This window comes from Galbibacter sp. BG1 (genome assembly GCF_013391805.1).
Lineage (GTDB): Bacteria > Bacteroidota > Bacteroidia > Flavobacteriales > Flavobacteriaceae > Galbibacter.
In genome coordinates, this window is sequence record NZ_CP058364.1 from 1,904,197 (window position 1) to 1,923,522 (window position 19,326).

The following is a 19,326-nucleotide window of genomic DNA, read 5'->3' on the forward strand; positions in this document are numbered from 1 at the left end:
TTTTAAAAGTTTCCTATTTCATCAATGGTAGAACTGGTATGTATATTTTCAGTTTCCTCTTTTAAACTGTAGTAGATTATACTTTGGTTGGTTTGAAGCACTGTCATTAAAAAAAGGTTCAAAAAAAAAGAAAGCATATAAATAAAAACAATCATGGTCGTAAAAGTGGTGGAGAGGCCCTCATTTCCAGCACCTGTATAATCGCTAGAGCCAACAAAAATAGCACCAATCCCTAAAATATAAGGAATCATGGTAAGAATACCTTGTACCACCTGGATCATTAAATAAAACAATGCAACAGAACCATTTGTCGCCCCGAAATTTTTAAATGACATTGTGAAGCTGTAGGAAAAGCAGTCGAAAATTCCCTTTTCACTCTGAAGGTATTCCATAAAAGCAATGAAGTAAAACTGGGTTAGCCACGCCAAAGGAATTATTATAAGTGGAATCCCGATAATGGTAACAGCCAAAACAGCAACTGCGATAAATACCACCAAGAAAATAGGGATGGCGATGAGAACACCGGCCAATAAAAACAGGAAAATTTTCCCAAGGTTACTTTTAAGTTGATTGAAGATCTCATCTTTAGAAAAATAGGCGCCACTATTTTTGTCGTAAAGCTTAAAATATATAGGGGTATATGCGTAGTTTATTATGGCCACGCAAGCAGCTACTACAAAGAAAATGAAAAAAAATACTAACAATAAAAATTCGTTTCCTTTGGCAAATACACCGGGGGAATCTTGATACTCTGCCGAGAAAGAATCGGCAAAAATGAAATCTAGATAATACCTTGAAAAGAAAAAGGTAAGCGCCAATAGTATCAATATAAATAAACCATTAACAATAAAATAATTCTTGTAGAAATGTTTTCCGTTTTCCTTCAAAAAAGTAAAAGTATCAGAGAAGTAAGCACCAAATGTTCTGGATTTATAAAGTTGCATAGGTTTTGTTTAGTTTTTTATATACCAGTTTTGGGTATATTAAATAGTAATAAGAAATTAAGCTTAAGGTAGCCAAAATAATTCCCACCGATAGAAAATGGGGCATGGTGTTGGAGTATCTGGTAACAAAGCCTTCCAAAAATCCAGCCGCCAAAGTGAACGGGAACGTGCTAATGAGAATTTTAACCCCTTCCTTTACTCCGTTTTTAAAAGAATCCATCCTAGAAAAAGTCTTTGGGAAAAGAATACTCGCTCCCAATAAGAGCCCTGCGGCCCCTTCTATAACAATGGCAAATATTTCCATGGCACCATGTATCCAAATACCTCTTACACTTTCCCAAAAAACACCTTCTTTTTGAAACATATATTGAAATGCCCCGAGCATTATTCCATTTTGTAAAAGCACCCATGCCGTACCGATACCTCCAAAAATGCCGAAAACAAAAGATTTGATACCTACATAAAGATTGTTGAAGGTAATGGCTACAAAACCACCCCAGTTGCTGCCACTTTTGTAGATGGCCACTGGATCTCCACTTTTAATATTTTCCAAGGTTGTATTTACATATTGGTCCCCTAAAATGAGCCTTATAAAAGTATCGTCGTTGGCAGCGGAAATAATGCCGATACTTACAAAACAGAAAAATAAAGTGAAGGCATAAGCAACATAACGTCTATTTTGATAAATTATGAGCGGTACTTCGGTTTTCCAGAAATATAGAATTCTGTTGGTATCTTGCCTCTTGGTTCGATAAATTTTTTGAAAAGCTTTGGCGGCGAGCTGATTTAAATATTTAATTACTTTACTTTTGGGATAATAAGTTTGCGCAAACGCCAAATCGTTGATTAATTGGATGTATTGAGAAGCGAGATCGTCAGGATCTTTAAATTCATTCTTGAAAATAGCCTTTTCAAAGCTGAGCCATTTTTCTTTATTTTGCTTGATAAACGCAACTTCTCTCATGTAGGATAAAAGTCTAAATTAAGTAAGAAAATGTCAGAGTTACAAATTAACACCACACAAAATGTAAACATTACGTTTACTGCCGCATCTGTAGGAGAACGTATTCTGGCATACGGTATCGATTTTCTTATTAAAATAGCCTATGCCGTTACTTTTGGGTATTTAATTTTTAAAGTAGGCGGATTATGGGATACAGTATCCGCTCTCGATAGTTGGTCGCAGGCTGCTGTTATTATACTTTTTTTGAGCCCGGTATTTTTTTACACCTTAACGCTAGAATCCCTTTTGGAAGGGCAAACAATAGGGAAGAGAGTGGTGAAAATTAAAGTGATTAAAATAGATGGCTATCAGGCATCGTTTTCCGATTATTTGGTGCGATGGTTCTTCAGGATTATCGATATCGATATAATGAGCGGCATTATAGGATTGATATCCATAGTGGTGAGCAATAAAAGTCAGCGTTTAGGGGATATCACGGCAGGAACTTCGGTAATAACCTTAAAAGATAAAGTTACTATCAATCACACTATTTTAGAAAACCTTGGGAAAGATTATAAGCCTACATATCCAGACGTCATCCGTCTGTCTGATAACGATGCAAGAATAATAAAAGAGACGTATGAAACGGCCAGGAAAACATCAGATTATAAAACGATGCTAAAGCTCAAAAAGAAAATTGAAGAAGTTACGGGTATCGTTTCAATTCACGATAATTCACATACTTTTGTAAAAACCGTTTTAAGGGATTACAATTACTATACACAGCACATGTAATGTTTTATTATATCATCGATTTATTGGGTACCGTAGCCTTTACCATTTCTGGGGTTATGGTTGCTATGAACAAAAGGTTAGACCCTTTTGGCATATTTATTATTGGCTTTGTGACTGCTTTGGGCGGTGGAACTATTCGGGATGTGCTTTTGGGGATTTCCCCAGTTACGTGGCTAATAAATACTACGTATATGTATGCCGTTATGGGTTCGGTAGTTATTGGAGTGCTATTTCGAGATCAATTAAAGTACTTTAATAAATCTTTACTGTTGTTCGATACTATTGGGATCGGACTGTATACAGTGGTGGGCTTGGAAAAAGGTGTCGCTGCTGGGCTTCACCCGATAATGTGTATTGCACTGGGTACCGTGAGTGCTTGTTTTGGTGGAGTACTTAGGGATATTTTATGCAATGAGATTCCAGTTATCTTCCGAAGAAAAGAAATATACGCTACTGCTTGTATCCTAGGCGGTATTAGTTATTTCGTTTTGGAGCTTTTCGACATTAAGAGTAATGTGGTGTTTGCCTTTCCAATAGTCGTTGTTATCACCATACGTTTGTTGGCGGTAAAATACAACCTAAAATTACCTTCGGTTTACCGGGATAAAGAATAGCTACTCTACAATCTCTACAGATTTAATGATCACATTTTTTAGGGGCCATTCGTCGCTACCTGTGGGAACGTTGTTTATTTTATCAACCACATTCATTCCAGAGATTACTCGGCCAAAAGCAGTGTATTTTCCATTGAGATGATGTGCCCCATGCTTAGCTGTTACAATAAAAAATTCATAGGGAGAAGCCAATTTATGCGGATTGGTAACATCGTCGCTACTGGGCATGGACATTACACCACGGTCGTGCCTTAACCCTTTATCAGTATCTGGAGGCAGTAAATAGAAACCAATGCTATCCCTTTTTTTGGCAGTAGCCGTCATGTCGGTGTTTCCTCCTTGTATTATAAAATCTTTCACGACTCTATGAAAATAGGTGTTGTCAAAATAATTCTTCTTTGCCAGGTAGATGAAATTAGCGCGATGGTAGGGGGTTTCATTATATAAATCAACCGTAAAACTCCCTAAAGACGTATTTATTTTAACCACATGTTCTTTGTGGTCTTTTTGGTATTCGAAAAAAAAGGGAATTGCGTTTTCTTCTGTTAAAACAAACCGTTCTTTTTCTTTCTTTTTACGTTGTTCTTCTTTAATTTTAGCGGAATCTACGGCTGCCGTATCTTTTGTTTTTTCTACGGAAGCATTGTCGTCTTTTTTAGAAGTATTTCCACAGCTTGATAAAATAAATAATCCTATTATTGTAACAATTCTAACGGTATAATAGTGCATATAAAACGAGTGTATTTAATTCAATTTAGTATGTTGTAAACCGTAAAAAATTAAATTAGATGAATTTTGCTGAATTTTACGATCTGGTTCCAAAAATAAAAAATATGCCGCTACCCGGGCAAGAATCACATTATAAAATGGCCCCTCTGTTAAGAAATAAGGAATTGGCATCTATTAATTTGGAAGAAAAGCAACCGAAGAGGGCAGGAGTGGTAAGCTTGTTTTACCCTGATGACAAATTACAGACCCGTTTATTGCTTATTCTACGTAAAACCTATAATGGGGTACACTCCAACCAGGTTGGGTTTCCAGGTGGGAAGGTAGAATTGTCTGATGGGGATATCGCAGAAACAGCCTTGCGGGAGACTTGGGAAGAAGTAGGGGTATCCCCGAAAAAGATTGAGTTGATTAAACAGATGTCTGAAATTTATATCCCGCCGAGCAATTTTTTAGTTCAGCCTTTTATAGGTGTAAGCAAAGAGCCACTTAGCTTTACCATGCAAGAAGATGAGGTGGAAGCTATTATAGAGGTGTTATTTAGTGAATTTATTGATGATACTTCAATATTCGAAGAAAATTTATCCACTTCCTATGCTAAAAATATCGATGTACCTGCCTTTAAACTAAACGATTATACGGTTTGGGGAGCTACTGCCATGATGTTAAGCGAGGTTAAAGAAATGTTTAAAGCACTTATCTAAGCATTGAATTTTGTATTTTTGCATACTTGTATTGATTAGAAATTTAACAAAAAGTAATGGGATTATTCAAGGAAAATCCTTTCGGACATATATTATTTATTAAAAAGTGGCTTATCCGCATCGCCGGGTTGCTTACGCATAGAAGGTATCGAGGTTTTAACGAGTTACAGATCGATGGATCTGAAATTATACGAAGCCTTCCAGATACCAATGTGCTTTTTATTTCCAATCATCAAACCTATTTTGCTGATGTGGTGGCGATGTTTCATGTATTTAACGCAAGTCTTAGCGGTCGGGACGATTCCCTTAAAGATGTGAGTTACCTTTGGCAGCCCAAGTTGAATATTTATTACGTGGCTGCTAAAGAAACCATGAAGTCTGGGTTGTTACCTAAAATTATGGCCTATGCTGGTTCTATAAGTATCGAAAGGACTTGGAGGGCAGATGGGAAAGATGTAAGCCGACAAGTAAAATTTAGTGATATTTCCAATATAAAAAAAGCGTTGGACGACGGTTGGGTAATAACATTTCCGCAAGGTACCACACGGCCGTGGAAACCCATTAGAAAGGGTACGGCACACATCATTAAACAATACAAACCTATTGTCATTCCAGTGGTAATCGACGGTTTTAGAAGATCTTTCGATAGAAAGGGGCTTCGGGTGAAGAAAAAAGGGATTCTACAATCCATGGTCATAAAAGAACCATTGGATATTGATTACGACAACGAATCTATCGCAGAAATTGTAGAAAAGATTGAATATGCCATAGAGCAACATCCATCCTTTTTAAAAGTAATTCCCGAAAATGCTATCGAGGAGATGGAAGATCTCAATAAAAAACGCCAGTGGCAATATTGATGTGCGATTTGGCGTGCCGCCACCCATAGTATTGATAATTGAGTTTTATTTAAGTATCTTGAGCCTTCGCTATTAGAAAAACACTTAAATAATAAACTTTAATGGTACGCATTTACTTCCTTTTAATCTTTTGCACCCTTTTTACAATTTCATTATCAGCTCAAAAAAAGCCAATTACGGTTGCCGATTTTGATACTTGGAAACAGATTGAAAACGAACAACTTTCAGAAAACGGTCATTTTTTGGTGTACGAATACAACCCGGGCATGGGCGATGGTACTTTGGTAATAACCAATCTAAACAATGGAAAGACAGATTCGATACCAAGGGGATATGCTGCCAAAATCAATGGAAACAGTAATTTTGTAGCTTTTAAAATAAAGGCTCCCATAGAAACACGCAGAAAGGAAGAGACCAAAAAGGCTAAGAAAGCAAAGCAAACAAAAGACTCTCTTGGGATTTTTGTGCTAAACAATTCAACAACCATAAAGTATCCCGATGTTAGCGGATTTAAATTACCGGAAGAAGGAGGAAACTGGCTTGCCTATAAAACCGTGGTAGCTAAAAAGGAAGATTCCCTTTCCATAGTTGAAAAAGATACGTTACAACAAAAGGATAAAAAAAACGCAAAAAACGATACTCTTCTTGTAGTTTATAATCCACTTACCCTTGATAGCCTTTCTTTTGAAAACCCTTCCGATTATACGTGGGCAAAACGTGCCAATAAACTTTTAATAACTTCCGAAGAAAAGGATTCCATCAAAACCAATTCTTTCCTTTTTAGGTTAGATACAGATACGAAAGCGGTAGATACCGTTTTTACTTCAGAAGGAGTGATTAAAAAAGCTGTTTTGGATGAAGAGGGAAAGCGTTTGGCTTTTCTAAGATCTCAAGATACAGGGGATGTGAAAAATTATAAACTTTTTAAAGAGGGCAATAACGGTGTAACGGTGTTGAACGAAAAACAGATAAAAGGGTTACCGGAAGAATGGTTGCCCTCGGAAAATCAACAAATTTATTTTTCTGAGGATGGAAAGCGCCTCTACTTCGGCACCACCAAAGCAGCGATCGACCATAAAAAAGATACTCTTTTAAATGTGGAACGGGCAAGACTTGATATATGGTCATGGACGGATAAGGAGCTGCAGCCGATGCAAAAGTTAAATGTGAAGGAAGACAAGAATAAAACCTATATCGCTGTGTACGACTTTGAAAAAGAGGAAGCAATACAATTGGGGGATACCTTGGTGCCCGACTTACGGATTTACGATGAAGGAAAAGCAAAATATGCGGTTGGGAGTGCAAACGAAAGTTACAAAAGAGCTTCCTCTTGGTCTGCCTTATTTCTAGACGATTACTATTTGGTAGATACAGAAACAGGTGGCAAAACGAAGCTTGTTGAAGGCCAGAATAGGCTTTGGTTAGGGCCTGCCCAAAAATACGCTGTTTATTATAACCGCAAGGATAGTGTGTATTATTCTATTGATATAGAGAGCAAAAAGGAAATTCCGCTAACGGCTTCTTTGGAAATTGCGTTTTACGATGAATTGAACGACACACCCAATGATCCCCGACCTTATGGAGTAGCTGGATGGGCTGCCAACGACGATGCTATTTTTATTTACGACCGATATGATATTTGGAAAATAGATCCATCCGGAAACAAAAAACCGGAGAATGTAACTGCGGAAGGTAGAACCAATAAAACAATTTATAGATACTTACAGTTGGATAAAGAGGAAGATTTTATCCTTCCGAAGAAAGCATTGGTGTCGGTTTTTAATGAAGAAAACAAAAAGTCTGGTTATGCTTATGCCAATCTACTGAACAAAAGAGCTCCAAAGAATATAGTTTTTGAAGATTTAAGATTTGGGTATCCGCAAAAAGCCAAAAATTCGGAAACCACCGTGTTTACCAAAGAGAACTACAATTTGTATCCAGATTTTTGGAAAAGCGATCTTTCTTTTAAAAATCCGGTTAAAGTAACCGATGGGAATAAACAGCTACAAAATTATAAGTGGGGAAAAGTTTCGCTGGAAAGCTGGACAAATGAAGATGGGGTTAAATTGCAAGGACTTTTATATGTTCCAGAAGACTTGGATCCAAACAAAAAATATCCTTTGGTTTCTTATTTTTATGAAAGACTCTCGGATACCTATCACCGATTTTACGACCCTACCCCCAGTAGGTCTACTATTAACAAGGTTTTTTATCCCAGTAACGACTATATCGTTTTTGTGCCAGATATTGTTTACAAAAAAGGATATCCTGGAGAAAGCGCCTATAATTGTATTGTAAGCGGTATTGAAGCCATGGAGGCGAAATATAGTTTTATAGATAGTGACCGTTTGGCATTACAGGGACAAAGTTGGGGAGGTTACCAAACGGCATACATAATTACAAAAACCAATAAGTTTGCTGCTGCCATGGCAGGCGCTCCAGTAAGTAATATGACGAGCGCTTATGGCGGAATTCGATGGGGAAGTGGAATGAGCAGGATGTTTCAATATGAGCATACACAGAGTAGGATTGGTGGTACCCTTTGGGATGAGTTTGATTTATATGTGGAGAATTCCCCATTATTTAAAGCTCCCGAGATTACCACGCCCCTCCTAATGATGCACAATGATAACGACGGAGCAGTTCCTTGGTATCAAGGGATTGAGTTTTTTGTAGCGCTCCGCAGATTGGATAAGCCAGTGTGGATGCTTTCCTATAACGACGAACCCCATAATTTAAAAGGGGATAGTTGGGGAAACCGAAAAGATCTATCCATACGTATGATGCAGTTTTTCAACCATTACCTGAAAGACAAACCAGCCCCAGAATGGATGAAAAAAGGAAGACCCGCCGTGGAAAAAGAATTTAATAAAGGCTATTAAGGCACTATCTTGCAAAAGTATATTTACAGGGGTCGAACTTTTTTAAGTCCGACCTCTTTTTTTAGCCCTAGTGTTACTTTTTATGAACGTAACTTTACTTTTTGCTTACTGAAGTTTACTTTCTCCTAACTGAGAATTGCTTTTTAGAAACTGAGGTTTACTTTCTTGTTACTGAAGGTTGTATTTTGATTACTTCATGTAACTTTCTTCCAACTGAAGCTTGTTTTTTGTGAGTCCAAACTTACTTTCTTTCAACTGAAATATACTTTATGATGACTAAAGATTACTTTTTCCTGGCTGAAAAATGATTTTTAAAAACCCAAGGTCATGTCGATCCCGAAGCCTCGGGAGAGATATCACATAACACTGATGCCAAGGAGTATGAGTCTTCTCTACAGACGCTGTCGGTCGGCATTGAAATCTACGCTCGAAGTGACTCTGGAGTCATGTCGACTGTAAGTAGACATCACATCATCAAATTCAATGAAAATTGTAAGTTTTATCTTTTACAACTCTATTTTCTTCAACTCTCGGTAGTTTCTTTTTAAGCGTCTCATCAATATTCCGTAAAGCAAATAATAGATGCCCAAGAAGAAGCCAATAATGATGGCGGTTGCGATTATAGAAACAACAAAAATGACTAGATAATCTTTCGTCTCTGCACCTGAAACAAATTTCTCCCAGCCTCCGTTTTGTTGTACAAACAGGTAAATAATAGAAATAATGGCAATGATGCCTGCGAACGTAAGGTTAAAAACAATGTAATGCCTAACCGTTCTGCGGGCTTTAATAATGCTTTCCAGCAAACCTTTTACAGATGCGGTGGTAGAAACCCTTTTGTAATTTTTGTAAAATCGGTAAATAAAATATATAATTACCAGAATGGAGGCGTACGTCAGATAATTTAGGGTTGGGGGCAGTTCTAAGTCTTTTTCAAAGGAGGGATGATAAAATATGCTTAGCAATACACCAAAACTCAACTCAAGTAAGCTAATGTAGAAAATCCATTTGATTGAAGAAGAAGATTTCTTCCACAGCATGGCATAGATATCTTCATAAGATAACTTAGGAAGCTCTTTTTCCTTTTTTTGCCAGTCCTTTTTTAATATATCTAACTCGTCCATTAGGGGTTCAGTATGTTTTTTAGTTTCGTTTTAATCCGGTTCATCTTCACTCTTGCATTTACTTCAGAAATACCAATGGTCTCAGCAATTTCCTTATAATTTTTATCCTCCAAATAGAGAAAAACGAGCGCTTTTTCAATGTCGTTCAATTGTTTTATGGCATCATACATTAATCGAAGTTGCTGCTCTTCCGTGTCGTCGTAAGCCGTTGCTTTGACTTTGTAGAGCACACTATCAAAATCTTGAGTTCGTATTTGCCGCTTCGACTTTCTGTAAAGGGTAATAGCCGTGTTTAGGGAAATACGATACATCCAGGTGCTAAACTTGGCATCGCCCCGAAATTTCGGGTAGGCTTTCCAAAGTTGTATGGTGATTTCCTGAAACAAATCGTTGTGCGCATGCTGGTTGTCAGTATATATTTTGCATATTTTATGCACGATATTCTGATTTTCTTCAAGCTCTTTAACAAAGTTATGTTCCAGTTCTTTTGTCACTAAACAGTTTGCTTTCTTCTTTTATAAGTAGCTAAAGGTAACAGTTTGTTACAATAATTTTTAAAACATTATTTGGAACCTTAAAAAAACTTTTAAATTTTAATATTGTCATGGAATAACTTTAAATTTGAGAAAAGACAAATTTTTTATGAACATCCCACGAACGAGCGACCCGAGAGTAGTTATAATTGGTGGAGGATTTGGAGGTATTGCTTTGGCAAAAAAATTGGCCAAACAAGAAGTTCAGGTAGTTTTACTCGATAAACACAATTACCATACATTTCAACCTTTGCTGTACCAAGTTTCTACGGGAGGTTTGGAGCCCGATTCCATTGCCTATCCTATCCGGAAAATCCTTTCTAAATATCCTAATTTCTATTTCCGTTTGGCGCATGTGGAAGCGGTGGATGCTGAAAAGGAAGTTTTAAAGACCAATATTGGGGAGCTTAAATACGATTATCTCGTATTGGCGACTGGTTCAAGAACAAATTTCTTCGGAAATAAAGAGATTGAAGCGAACAGTATGATTATGAAAACGGTTCCTGAAGCTTTGAACCTGCGTAGCTTAATCTTAGAAAATTTTGAACAGGCTTTACTCACAGATAGTCTGGATGAACGGGATGCCTTAATGAACTTTGTAATTGTGGGAGCAGGGCCAACTGGGGTAGAATTGGCAGGTGCTTTAGCGGAAATTAAAAAGGGGATTTTGCCGAAAGACTATCCAGACCTGGATACCCGAAGGGCGCAGATAAATATTGTACAGTCTGGAGATGCCGTTTTAAAAGGAATGAGTGCTAAAGCCTCTGAAAAGGCAGAAGATTTTTTAGAGAACTTAGGGGTTAATGTTTGGAAAAACACCAGGGTTGTTGGTTACGATGGCGATTTGGTGACTACCACTACCGATCTAAGTTTTAGAACAGCGACCCTTATTTGGGCGGCAGGCGTTAAAGGAGAAACCATCGACGGCTTAAATGGTAAAGATTTTTTAACGTTTAGTGATAGGGTTGCCGTAAACGAATTCAATCAAGTTAAAGGCTTTGAAAATATTTTTGCTATTGGCGATGTAGCATGTATGGTTACAAAAGGTTTACTTCATGGACACCCTATGGTTGCACAAGTAGCTATACAACAGGGCGCACATTTGGGGGATAATTTACTTCGCATTTTTGAGAAGGAACCGTTAACACCATTTGAATATAAAGATAAAGGTACCATGGCTACCATTGGAAGAAATAAAGCTGTGGTCGATTTGCCGAGGTTTAAATTTCAAGGGGTATTTGCTTGGTTTGTCTGGATGTTTGTACACTTGTTTTTCTTGATAGGCTTTAGAAACCGAATGGTGGTTTTTATTAATTGGGTCTACAACTACGTGCGTTTTGATCGTGAAGCACGGTTGATTATTAGGCCTTATAAAAAGCCAAAAGCAAAAGTAATCCCCATAGAATCTGCAAAGATAGGCAATAAAAAAAGCGAGAATATTTAAATTCCCGCTTCTGATATTTTAATTTATTCAAGACAAAATATTAAGAAACTGCCTTAAGTTTATTCACAGTAACTTTGGTCAATTTGTCTTCTACGTATTCTTTGTCCACTACCAATTTATCCTCTTTAGAACTTGGTAAATCGAACATCGCATCGGTAAGAACCGTTTCGCACAACGACCTAAGTCCTCTTGCACCCAATTCATATTCAATTGCTTTTTCTACGATATGGTCTAGCGCATCATTGGTGATTTCAAAAGAAATATCATCCATTTCAAACAATTTAGTGTACTGTTTAATGATGGCATTTTTGGGTTCAGTTAGAATGGATCTTAAAGTTTTCGCATCCAATGGATCCATATGCGTAAGCACTGGCAAACGACCGATAATCTCTGGAATTAAACCAAATTCTTTTAAATCCTTCGGAATAATGTATTGCAGAAGATTTTCACGATCGATCATGTCTTTTTTGGCTACGCTGTACCCAACGGCCTGCATGTTCAATCTTTTGGAAATATGTCTATCAATTCCGTCAAAAGCTCCACCGGCAACAAATAAAATGTTTTCGGTATTTACTTCTATAAATTTCTGGTCAGGATGCTTTCTTCCTCCCTTTGGTGGTACATTAACCGTGGTTCCTTCCAAAAGCTTCAGTAAGGCCTGCTGTACCCCTTCCCCAGAAACATCCCTGGTAATGGATGGATTGTCGCTTTTACGGGCTATTTTATCGATTTCATCTATAAAAACAATTCCGCGCTCTGCTTTTTCCAAGTTATAATCAGCTGCTTGTAAAAGTCTGGTTAAAATACTTTCCACATCTTCCCCAACATATCCTGCTTCTGTTAATACCGTGGCATCTACTATGGCAAGGGGAACGTTTAGCATCTTGGCAATGGTTTTTGCCATAAGGGTTTTACCGGTACCGGTTTGCCCCACCATTATAATGTTACTCTTTTGTATTTCGATATCTTCTTTGGAAGCGGGTTGCAACAATCTTTTATAATGATTGTAAACCGCTACCGACATCACTTTTTTTGTAACATCTTGACCAATGATAAATTGATCTAAGTATTCTTTTATCTCTGCCGGTTTTTTAAGCACCAGTTCAGATGATAATTCTGTGTTTTTGGTTTGCTGCGATTCCTCTAATACAATTCCATGTGCTTGCTCAATACAACGGTCGCATATATGTGCATCCAATCCTGCTATAAGCAAGTTAGTTTCCGGTTTTTTCCGACCACAGAATGAACATTCTAAATCTTCTTTCGCCATCTTTTTTTTGTTGTGAAAACGTATAATAGTCGCTTTCAATTTAAATATGTGATTCAATCTTTAATTAAACCCTGATGCTTTACATCTTTTCTTTATTCCCTAACCAATACTTCGTCGATCATCCCATAGCTTTTTGCTTCTTGGGCTTTCATCCAATAGTCACGATCGCTATCCTCGGTAACTTTTTCCATAGTCTGCCCAGAATGCTTGGCTATAATCTCGTACAATTCTTCTTTGAGTTTTAAAATCTCACGAGCGGTAATTTCTATATCGCTAGCCTGTCCCTGGGCACCGCCCAAAGGTTGGTGGATCATTACACGGCTATGAGGCAATGCAGAACGTTTTCCCTTTTCACCTGCACATAAAAGAACAGCACCCATAGAAGCCGCCATCCCAGTACAAATGGTTGCTACATCTGGCTTAATGTATTGCATGGTATCGTAAATACCCAACCCTGCATATACGCTTCCGCCAGGGGAGTTAATGTATATTTGAATATCTTTAGAAGCATCTGCACTTTCTAAAAACAATAATTGCGCTTGAATAATATTAGCTACTTGGTCGTTAATCCCTGTTCCCATAAAGATAATTCTATCCATCATCAATCTGGAGAAAACGTCCATCGCCACTGCATTTAGTTGGCGTTCTTCGATAATATTAGGGGTTAATCCCACTGGGGTAACAGCACTTACCAGTTTATCGTAGTACATACTGTTAATGCCTCTATCTTTAGTAGCAAATGCCTTAAATTCTTTTTCTATGTTCATAAAATTTATTCCTGTTATTTAGTACGTAAAAAGGCGTTGAACTTACAGTTTAACGCCTTAAAGATACTTAATTTATTTTATAAGGATTTACCCATAAACCTCTTTAACAAAGTTTTCGTAAGTAACCTCTTTTGTCTTTAAATTAGCCTTTTCCTTGTAAAGATTAACCAATTTTTCGCTCATGATCTGTTCTGATAATCGCTTCGCTTCTTCTTGGTTGGAAAGGACACGGCTTGAAATATTTTCTAAAACTTCTTCTTCTGGATCTGTTTGCCCGAATTGAGCCATTTGCATACGAACGTAGTTCTTGGCAAATTCCTTCAATTCATCATAACTTACTTGAAGATCGTTATCTTTCATGATCTTACCTTCAATAAGTTGGTATCTCAATCCTTTTTCAGACTTTTCGTATTCTTCGCTCGCTTCGTCATCCGAAAGTTCTTTCTCTCCAGTTGTCTGGATCCACTTTTTAAGGAATTCAGCAGGAAGATCGAATTTAGTATTGTCTACCAAATATTCAGTAATGTCATTCAGTAGTTTTTGGTCTGCTTGTTGCGTAAATTGCTTTTCTGCATCTTCTTTGATCTTGGCTCTCATTTCTTCTTCTGAAGAAACTACATCTTTACCAAAAAGTTTGTCGAATAATTCTTGGTTAAGCTCTGCTGCCTCTCTTTTATTGATCTCGTCAATAGTGAAAGTAACGTCGATATCAAGATCGTGTGCTTCGTCGTGCTCTACCTTTAGGAAGTTGATGAGGTCGTGATCGTCTTCAAACAAGCTTTTTGTTTTAAGCTCCAGCGTATCTCCTACTTTAGCACCAACAAATTTATTAAGGTTTCTTTTTCCTTTTATTTTATCTAAAGTAAGTGTAACACGGTTTTCAATCTCTTTTTCTTCATTTTTGAAAACTCCTGTAACTTCACTTTCTTCAGTAACCTCGTCTTGAGCGATTAATTTCCCGTATTGTTTGGCAATTCTATCCACTTGCTCATCAATCATTTTATCGTCTGCAACGATTTTGTAATGAGCAATTGGCTTTTTTGTATTTAAATCTACATTGAATTCTGGAGCAAGACCCAATTCAAATTCAAAAGAAAAATCATCTGCATCCCAATCTAAATTATCTTGTGCTTTAGGAAGTGGATTCCCAAGAACATCTAATTTTTCTTCGGTGAGGTATTTGTTTAAAGAATCTTGTAAAAGCTTGTTTACTTCATCTACCAAAACAGCTTTTCCGTATTGCTTTTTAACCAATCCCATAGGTACATGTCCTTTTCTAAATCCTGGGATGTTTGCAGTTCTGCGGTAATCGGTTAAAATTTTATCTACTTTGTCACTGTAATCTTCCTTTGTAATAGCAACTTTTACTATTGCATTTAAATCGTCGATTTGCTCTCTTGTAATATCCATTATCAAAAAATATTTAATAGCCCGTAAATGGGCATGCAAAAGTAAAACTTTTTCAAAAGCTAACCAAGTTTTTAAAAGGCTGATAAACAAAATATTAATTTTTATTTAACAGCCTTCTTATTTTAGATGTATAAAGTGCTATTTTTTAGAGTGAATAAGACTACTTTTTTCTGAAAAATATTAATCTGCTCCTACGAGCGACTCGAAAATAGACTGAAGAATGGAGAGTAATAAACTAAACAATAAAGCCCACCAAATATTGGTAACGGCAAAACCGCTCACAAAATAATCGGCCAGTAATATAATAATGGCGTTTATAATAAGTAAAAACAGGCCAAGGGTTATAATGGTGACCGGTAGTGTTAAAATAACTAGAATGGGCTTAACAATGAAATTGAGCAAGGCCAGTACGATGGCTACAATAATAGCGGTGCCATAGCTTTCTACACCCACCCCAGGTAAAATTTTAGCTAGGATGACCACGGAAATAGCCGTTAAAAGTATTCTGATAATAAATTTCATAATATTGGTTTTAGTGCAATTATTATTTTAAAGATATAAAAAAAGCGCCTGTGTTTACAGACGCTTTTAAAAATAATATTCGGGTATTTAGTTCTTATTCCACAAAAATCGTTGGGAACGCCCCAGGATTTACCTCTGGTACGTTAGAGCTGTATGTGGTGTTTATACTTTCAATAATGGCATTGGCAATAACTGCATATCCTCTTTGCGATGGGTGTACCCCGTCTAAAGAGAACGCGCCTCCTGTAGCATACACATTGGTAATGGTGCCACCATCAAAAGAGATACCTCCCTCTGCCAATTGGTTCATAAGTGCTTCTACATCTACAAAAGCCAAACCATTTTGGTCTGCCAACGCCTTAATAGTCGTGTTGTAAGCAGTTTGTGCAGTTAGTACTTCTGTTTGTTCGGCAGGCGTTAATATGTTGGCATCTTGAAGTGGGTAAGTAACTCCTACGGTATTAAATGGAGCTGGAATACCTTCTTGTGTGGTACCAATAAGCGAAGATGTAGGCAATGTTACCAAATCTTCAGGAGTTGCATGTCTCGCTTGTCCGTATAAATTTGCCATTAATGCTGCTTGTTGCGGCGGAATACCGCTGGCAACTAGAGCTGCGTTTAATTGTGCTTCAAGATTTGTTAGGCTTTCGTCCGTAATCATTACTGGGTTTGGTTGGGTTGCACTAAGCAAAACAACCCGATCACCAGCTCCAAATGCAGTAAGGATTTGCTTAAGTGGACCTATTAATTCTTGATTTAATTGGTTTACAGTTGCTTGATCCAAAGGTACTGGATTGTAAGGAACAGTTGTGAAATAAGGGATGGTTGTTACATTCGGAATGTTACAAACCACTCCTTTAGCATCGTTTGCTGTTAACGCCCCTAGAAGGTCGCTATAAACTTTAGCGAAAACATTTGGATCTGTAATATCGTTGGAACCGTAGGTTGTTGGATCTAGGTTTCCAGTTTGGTTAACCCCAACACCACCAGAAGTGGCGTAGCTTAAAATATCGTTGTTACCAATCCATAGTGAGAAAAACGTTGGGTTTTGTGCTACTGCATCGCCAATAACTGTAGCGTCTGGTGCAGAAGCCATTCTAATAAAGTATGGATTTGCGGCCGCTGGGAAATTTGCGATATTTCCGTATCCGGCAGCTCCCAAATGGTAGCTTTTTGCTCCTGGAACTCCCATATTGTTAAAAGGTCCGTCAAGAACATTTGTAATGTCTGTAGTTGGAGTGCCTTCTAAAACTACTGGGTTTCTGCTTCCGTCCGCAGAAATTTTAATGACTCTTCTGTTGTCTGTAATTTGTTGACCATTGGCTAGTAAGCCACCTAGGTTGTCGTTAACCAAAGGCTGGGTAAATTCTCCTCCTCCAGCATGCAAAAATTGTGTTGCCAAGATGCTAGGGAACGAGTTTTGTTGTCCGTCTAAATAAAGGGCTCCATCTGCATACCCTGCGGTAAGGGAGTTACCTACAGCAACAAAGTTAGAGAAATCGGCTTCTCCGCTGTCATAAAATCCTGGATCGTCTACAGGATTGTCAAATTCTGGCTGGCAACTTGTAAAAGCTATCGTTGCCAGTGATAATGATAAATAAAGTATATTTTTCATTTTTCTTAAGTAGTTAGTAGTGATTAAAATCCGTAAGTGATTCCTAAACCTGGTACAAAAGCGTTGTTTTTGTACGTTCCAGAGAACGGTACGTTCTGTCCGTTTTCTTGGTAATAATTGTAAGATTCGTCTACTTCATCGAAGTGAACATAAAGGAAAGATGCATCCAATGCAAAGCGATCACTAATATTAAAAGTGAATCCTCCCGTAAAGTTATCAGAATCATTTCTTGGGGTTTCAGGTGCAAAATATCCAGATTGTACTGGAGATTCATCAAAATAATAACCACCTCTTAACGTAAATCGTTGCGTAGCTTTGTATTGAAGTCCGAAACGATACGTAGACGCATTTTTGTAGTTACGCGGATTTAAAGATTCATTACCATTGCTGAAGATAACGTCTAATGCTTCATAAGAGTTCCAATAAGCTCTGTTGTAATCAAAAGCAACCAACCACTTGTCGTTGATGGCATAGGAAGCTCCAACAGTAAGTTCTGCAGGAAGTGGCAATTCAGCATCAAAAGTTACGTTTTGAAATAAAGGCGCTACCCCAGTAGGTAAATTTTGAAAATCGGCTTCCCCATCCTCGGCGTTCATATCAATTTCCGAACGGTAATTTACCCCAATCGTAAGTTTTTCAGAAGGTCTTAACATCATCCCCAAAGTATAACCCCAAGCGGTAATGCCGCTATCGTCTATGGTAACATTGGCTCTTTCGCCCTCTACATTGGTAGTAGTCCTGTCTAAATTTCTATTGAAATTTACTGCTCCAACAGCTAAAATTGGACCTCCACCAAAGCTTAATTTGTCGTTTACACGAACAGAAAGGGTGGGTTGAAAATAAATAGCCGATAAACTAATATCGTTAATTAAGTGAGACCCTTCCCAGTCGGTTGGATAGGTAACTCCACTTCCATAAGGAGTGTAAACACCAAGACCTACACTAAAACGGTCGTTTATTTTATAAGAAGCATATACATTAAATGGAGTAGATACAGAGTTGTTGTCTTCTGTGTACCATCCATATTGCGCGTTTTGAAAACTAATGTTGGCAAAAACGGTATTTACTCCCGCACTTACCGTGAATTTTTCATTTAAAAAAGTTAAACCCGCAGGGTTAAAGAAAACCAATTCAGAAGAATTGATAACGGCAACACCGGTATGTCCCATGGCAAGTTGTTTTTGTCCTTGCAGGGCAATGCGGTAACCTCCAGCATAAGTAAGGGCACTAGTAAGCAAAACCATCGCCAAAAGCGTAATTTTTTTCATTTATTTAATGTTTTGAATTGTGAATATTAGCACCTCAAATTTAAAACAATATTATTCATATGCAATTTTGAGGGTATTGATATTTTAAATTCAATAAAAAATTAACATTTATTGCTTTAGGAAGCTACTTGATTTCTCAAAAAATTGCTCGGGATTTTCAGCATGAAGCCAGTGGCCTGCGTTATCAATGGTTTCTACGGTGGCCTGTGGAAAATGTGTTTTTATAATTTCAGTGTCGTTTGGCGAGATGTATTCTGATTTTGAGCCTCTTAGAAAAAGTGTTTTTCCGGGGAACGTTTTTTGAGATGGAAGAGCTTCGCCAATCTCGTCTTGGGCTTCGCTCAATACCGGAAGGTTAAATCTAAAAGCGAGGGTTTCCTTATCTTTCCAATAAAGGTTTTTAAGTAAAAACTGCCGTGTCCCCCAGTCGGAGATATATTTGGATAATTCTTCGTCGGCATCGCTGCGGGATGAAATGCTACTAAAATCCAAGGCCTGCAGACCGTTAATGATGGTTTGGTGATGTGGAGGGTAATATTTGGGTGCAATATCGGCAATTAATAATCTTTCAACGGATGAAGGATTGGTAACAGCTAAAAGCATCGCCACTTTTCCGCCCATGGAATGCCCGATTAGGTTTGCTTTGCCTAGTTTTTTTTCTGAAATGTATGTAAGCACGTCTTCTACCATCAATTCGTAGGAAAACTCATTGGAATGAAAACTTTTACCGTGATTTCGTAGGTCGAGCAAGTGAACTTCAAAACCTTCATCTGCATATTTGTTGCCAAGGGTTTTCCAATTGTCTGACATCCCTAAAAAACCATGTAAAATAAGTAAAGGTTCTCCACTGCCGAGTATTTTTGATTTTAGTAATTGCATATTCTGATCTAAAAATTTAAAATTAG

The 19,326-nt window shown here is 37.6% G+C and carries 18 protein-coding genes; 6 read left to right on the forward strand and 12 right to left on the reverse strand.

The features are described 5' to 3' along the window. Window positions 1-2: 2 nt before the first annotated feature. Window positions 3-944, reverse strand: coding sequence for a hypothetical protein (locus HX109_RS08435; protein WP_178951068.1), 942 nt, complete (start codon window positions 942-944; stop codon window positions 3-5). Continuing rightward, the gene (locus HX109_RS08440; RefSeq protein WP_178951070.1) at window positions 931-1,908 is read right to left on the reverse strand and encodes a stage II sporulation protein M; all 978 of its coding nucleotides are present in this window, start codon (window positions 1,906-1,908) and stop codon (window positions 931-933) included. Before HX109_RS08440 ends, HX109_RS08435 begins: the two co-directional genes overlap by 14 nt. A 30-nt stretch (window positions 1,909-1,938) precedes the next feature. Here HX109_RS08440 and HX109_RS08445 point away from each other — a divergent pair, with 30 nt between their 5' ends. Together HX109_RS08445 and HX109_RS08450 are read left to right on the forward strand one after the other, a co-directional pair. Continuing rightward, a complete protein-coding gene (locus HX109_RS08445) occupies window positions 1,939-2,682 on the forward strand; it encodes an RDD family protein (RefSeq protein WP_178951072.1) in 744 nt (247 codons plus the stop codon). Then, entirely contained in the window at window positions 2,682-3,296 is a 615-nt protein-coding gene (locus HX109_RS08450) for a trimeric intracellular cation channel family protein (RefSeq protein WP_178951074.1), read from the forward strand. Before HX109_RS08445 ends, HX109_RS08450 begins: the two co-directional genes overlap by 1 nt. Here the strand turns inward: HX109_RS08450 and HX109_RS08455 are convergent, their stop codons facing one another. Further along, window positions 3,297-4,025 (reverse strand): peptidylprolyl isomerase, encoded by a 729-nt coding sequence (locus HX109_RS08455; RefSeq protein ID WP_178951076.1) that lies wholly within the window; start codon window positions 4,023-4,025, stop codon window positions 3,297-3,299. Window positions 4,026-4,084: 59 nt separating this feature from the next. Here HX109_RS08455 and HX109_RS08460 point away from each other — a divergent pair, with 59 nt between their 5' ends. The 3 genes from HX109_RS08460 to HX109_RS08470 all read left to right on the forward strand — a co-directional run bounded on the left by HX109_RS08460 (window position 4,085) and on the right by HX109_RS08470 (window position 8,468). Continuing rightward, on the forward strand, window positions 4,085-4,726 hold the full coding sequence (locus tag HX109_RS08460; RefSeq protein ID WP_178951078.1) for an NUDIX hydrolase: 642 nt from the start codon (window positions 4,085-4,087) through the stop codon (window positions 4,724-4,726). Window positions 4,727-4,782: 56 nt separating this feature from the next. Beyond that, on the forward strand, window positions 4,783-5,586 hold the full coding sequence (locus HX109_RS08465) for a lysophospholipid acyltransferase family protein (RefSeq protein ID WP_178951080.1): 804 nt from the start codon (window positions 4,783-4,785) through the stop codon (window positions 5,584-5,586). A 101-nt stretch (window positions 5,587-5,687) separates the two neighbouring features. Further along, complete coding sequence (locus HX109_RS08470; protein ID WP_178951081.1) at window positions 5,688-8,468, forward strand: prolyl oligopeptidase family serine peptidase; 2,781 nt, start codon at window positions 5,688-5,690, stop codon at window positions 8,466-8,468. A gap of 506 nt (window positions 8,469-8,974) precedes the next feature. Here HX109_RS08470 and HX109_RS08475 read toward each other — a convergent pair. Then, window positions 8,975-9,592, reverse strand: a complete 618-nt coding sequence (locus HX109_RS08475; RefSeq protein ID WP_178951083.1) for a hypothetical protein — start codon at window positions 9,590-9,592, stop codon at window positions 8,975-8,977. Further along, a complete protein-coding gene (locus tag HX109_RS08480) occupies window positions 9,592-10,086 on the reverse strand; it encodes an RNA polymerase sigma factor (RefSeq protein ID WP_178951085.1) in 495 nt (164 codons plus the stop codon). Before HX109_RS08480 ends, HX109_RS08475 begins: the two co-directional genes overlap by 1 nt. 148 nt (window positions 10,087-10,234) lie before the next feature. Here HX109_RS08480 and HX109_RS08485 point away from each other — a divergent pair, with 148 nt between their 5' ends. Next, complete coding sequence (locus tag HX109_RS08485) at window positions 10,235-11,569, forward strand: NAD(P)/FAD-dependent oxidoreductase (RefSeq protein WP_178951087.1); 1,335 nt, start codon at window positions 10,235-10,237, stop codon at window positions 11,567-11,569. A 40-nt stretch (window positions 11,570-11,609) separates the two neighbouring features. On the opposite strand, the gene clpX is transcribed toward HX109_RS08485, so the two are convergent. The 7 genes from clpX to HX109_RS08520 form a co-directional block, all read right to left on the reverse strand. Beyond that, window positions 11,610-12,839, reverse strand: coding sequence for an ATP-dependent Clp protease ATP-binding subunit ClpX (gene clpX, locus HX109_RS08490; RefSeq protein ID WP_178951089.1), 1,230 nt, complete (start codon window positions 12,837-12,839; stop codon window positions 11,610-11,612). 92 nt (window positions 12,840-12,931) lie between these two features. Then, window positions 12,932-13,606 (reverse strand): ATP-dependent Clp endopeptidase proteolytic subunit ClpP, encoded by a 675-nt coding sequence (gene clpP, locus HX109_RS08495; protein WP_178951091.1) that lies wholly within the window; start codon window positions 13,604-13,606, stop codon window positions 12,932-12,934. A gap of 87 nt (window positions 13,607-13,693) precedes the next feature. Beyond that, entirely contained in the window at window positions 13,694-15,016 is a 1,323-nt protein-coding gene (gene tig, locus HX109_RS08500; RefSeq protein WP_178951093.1) for a trigger factor, read from the reverse strand. 180 nt (window positions 15,017-15,196) lie between these two features. Continuing rightward, window positions 15,197-15,538, reverse strand: a complete 342-nt coding sequence (locus HX109_RS08505; protein ID WP_178951095.1) for a phage holin family protein — start codon at window positions 15,536-15,538, stop codon at window positions 15,197-15,199. 94 nt (window positions 15,539-15,632) lie between these two features. Further along, window positions 15,633-17,153 (reverse strand): SGNH/GDSL hydrolase family protein, encoded by a 1,521-nt coding sequence (locus HX109_RS08510; protein WP_178951097.1) that lies wholly within the window; start codon window positions 17,151-17,153, stop codon window positions 15,633-15,635. Between the two features lie 23 nt (window positions 17,154-17,176). Continuing rightward, window positions 17,177-18,421, reverse strand: coding sequence for an OmpP1/FadL family transporter (locus HX109_RS08515; RefSeq protein WP_178951099.1), 1,245 nt, complete (start codon window positions 18,419-18,421; stop codon window positions 17,177-17,179). Window positions 18,422-18,529: 108 nt separating this feature from the next. Beyond that, window positions 18,530-19,300 (reverse strand): alpha/beta fold hydrolase, encoded by a 771-nt coding sequence (locus HX109_RS08520; RefSeq protein ID WP_178951101.1) that lies wholly within the window; start codon window positions 19,298-19,300, stop codon window positions 18,530-18,532. Window positions 19,301-19,326 lie beyond the last annotated feature (26 nt).